Genomic DNA, 2,029 nt, shown 5'->3' with positions numbered 1-2,029 from the left:
AACTTGAGAGCTGAGATATTTTCGCTAGCAAGAGCGCTTGCTGCATTGTTGGAATTGAGCTTCTTCTCAACTGCTGTCGTGCTGTTCTGAAGATCACCCAAAAGCTCTGGACTGATAGTGAGCAAGTCGCATCCTGCTAGCTCTAGGATTTGGCTGGTGTTGCGAAAGCTGGCCCCCATGATTTCAGTGGTAATGCCGAAATGTTTGTAATAGTGGAAGATACGCTTGACCGAGGTGACGCCAGGATCATTCGCACCGCCATTATTGACATCACTCCAGCTGCTACCCAGTTTGGCTTTGTACCAATCGGTAATACGCCCTACAAATGGTGAAATCAATTTAGCATTCACTGCACCACAGGCAGCAGCTTGCACCAAAGAAAAAAGCAGCGTCATATTGCAGTGAATGCCCTCGGCTTCCAAAGCTTTAGCTGCCTGAATCCCTTCCCATGTACCTGCTAGTTTGATTAAGACACGCTGACGATCGATCCCGTGAGATTCATACAGTGCAATCAGATGCCGTGCTTTGTTAATGGTTGCCTGAGTATCAAAAGAAAGGCGGGCATCTACTTCAGTTGAAACCCGTCCTGGAACAATCTTTAAAATTTCAAGGCCAAAAGCCACTAGGATGTGGTCGACTAAATCGACTGGTTTCATACTAGGGTGGGCTGATTTAACTTGGTTTACCAAGGCCTGATAGTTGGCTTGCTGTGCTGCCTTGAGTATCAGGGATGGATTGGTTGTTGCATCTTGGGGCTGGTATTCCTGCATGCGCTCAAAGTCGCCGGTATCGGCTACGACTGTAGTCAGTTGCTTTAGTTGGCTCAGCGCGGTAAGGGAGGAGGTCATGTGGATCTTGAATGTTCTTATTTAATTAATCAGTAAAGCGGATTGAATATCATATGATAGATGCATAAATAAGGCTGTTCCAGTTTAGATAAGGATATCGGGCAAGATCATGAATCAAGATCAACTAAAGCAATTGGTGGGTGAGGCGGCGCGGGATGAGGTATTAAAGCTGCCTGCCGGCCAGATCATAGGTGTTGGGACTGGCTCCACCGCTAATTGTTTTATTGATGCTTTGGCGCCGCATAAGGGGCATTTTGCAGGAACGGTATCGAGTTCTAATGCTACAACTGAGCGCTTGTTAAAGCACGGTTTTAAGGTTTTAGATCCGAATGATGTAGATCTGTTGCCCGCCTATGTTGACGGCGCAGATGAGATCGATCCTGCTGGGTACATGATTAAGGGCGGTGGCGGTGCCTTGACCCGCGAAAAGATTATTGCCTCGATGGCAAAGCAATTCATTTGTATCTGCGATTCATCTAAACAAGTCCCAGTCTTGGGAAGCTTCGCATTGCCGGTGGAGATCATCCCTTTATCCAAAGCTATCGTTACTCAGGAGTTGGCTAAGTTAGGGGGTTCAGTCTCGCTCAGAATGTCAAAGGAAACTCGTGCCGACTTGGGACAGACACCTAGCCAGCCATATGTGACAGATAACGGTGGTTGGATTTTAGATATTGCTGGCTTAAAGATCACCAATCCACTCGCGCTAGAAGCGCAAATCAATCAAATTGCTGGCGTGATTACTGTAGGCCTGTTTGCCAAAGAGAAAGCCGATATCTTATTGGTGAGCAATGCGTCAGGCGTAAGCCGCCTAGTTTTGTAGCCTAAATGAATTATTTAGACTCATCTGCAGGCGGTACATAGCCCTGAGCTGTATCGGCACCACCCTCAAAGAAGTATTTTTCAACTTGTTTGAGCAAATATTGACGAGCACGAGGATCGGCCATATTGAGGCGATTCTCATTAATCAGCATAGTTTGTTGCTTTAACCAAGCCGCCCAAGCTTCTTTAGAAACTTGGTTCCAAATCTTTTTGCCTAGCTCGCCTGGCAGTGGAGCAAAGTCCATACCTTCAGCTTCTTTGTTGAGTTTGATGCATTGAACCATGCGTGCCATTTGTAATGCCTTTCAAATACGATGTACTAAATAAAAAAATGTATACCAAGGAAAGCTATAAAAGCTTAT

3 protein-coding genes are annotated in these 2,029 nt (G+C 46.0%); 1 reads left to right on the top strand and 2 read right to left on the bottom strand.

Going from position 1 to position 2,029, the window contains the following annotated elements; translation table 11 throughout:
- Window positions 1-848 (bottom strand): transaldolase (locus B7Y67_RS16185; protein ID WP_293599511.1); only part of this gene is annotated, 848 nt, incomplete at its 3' end.
- A gap of 109 nt (window positions 849-957) precedes the next feature.
- Between B7Y67_RS16185 and rpiA the strand changes: the two genes are divergently transcribed.
- Window positions 958-1,668, top strand: coding sequence for a ribose-5-phosphate isomerase RpiA (gene rpiA, locus B7Y67_RS16180; RefSeq protein WP_293599510.1), 711 nt, complete (start codon window positions 958-960; stop codon window positions 1,666-1,668).
- A 10-nt stretch (window positions 1,669-1,678) separates the two neighbouring features.
- Here rpiA and B7Y67_RS16175 read toward each other — a convergent pair whose 3' ends face one another.
- Window positions 1,679-1,960, bottom strand: a complete 282-nt coding sequence (locus tag B7Y67_RS16175) for an oxidative damage protection protein (protein WP_215300952.1) — start codon at window positions 1,958-1,960, stop codon at window positions 1,679-1,681.
- Window positions 1,961-2,029 lie beyond the last annotated feature (69 nt).

This window comes from Polynucleobacter sp. 35-46-11 (genome assembly GCF_002281105.1).
This window is presented reverse-complemented; position numbering and strand designations above follow the sequence as displayed.

Coding starts and splice junctions, on each gene's coding strand:
- B7Y67_RS16175 (WP_215300952.1), bottom strand. CDS start 1,960: ATGGCACGCATGGTTCAATGCATCAAACTCAACAAAGAAGCTGAAGGT.
- rpiA (WP_293599510.1), top strand. CDS start 958: ATGAATCAAGATCAACTAAAGCAATTGGTGGGTGAGGCGGCGCGGGAT.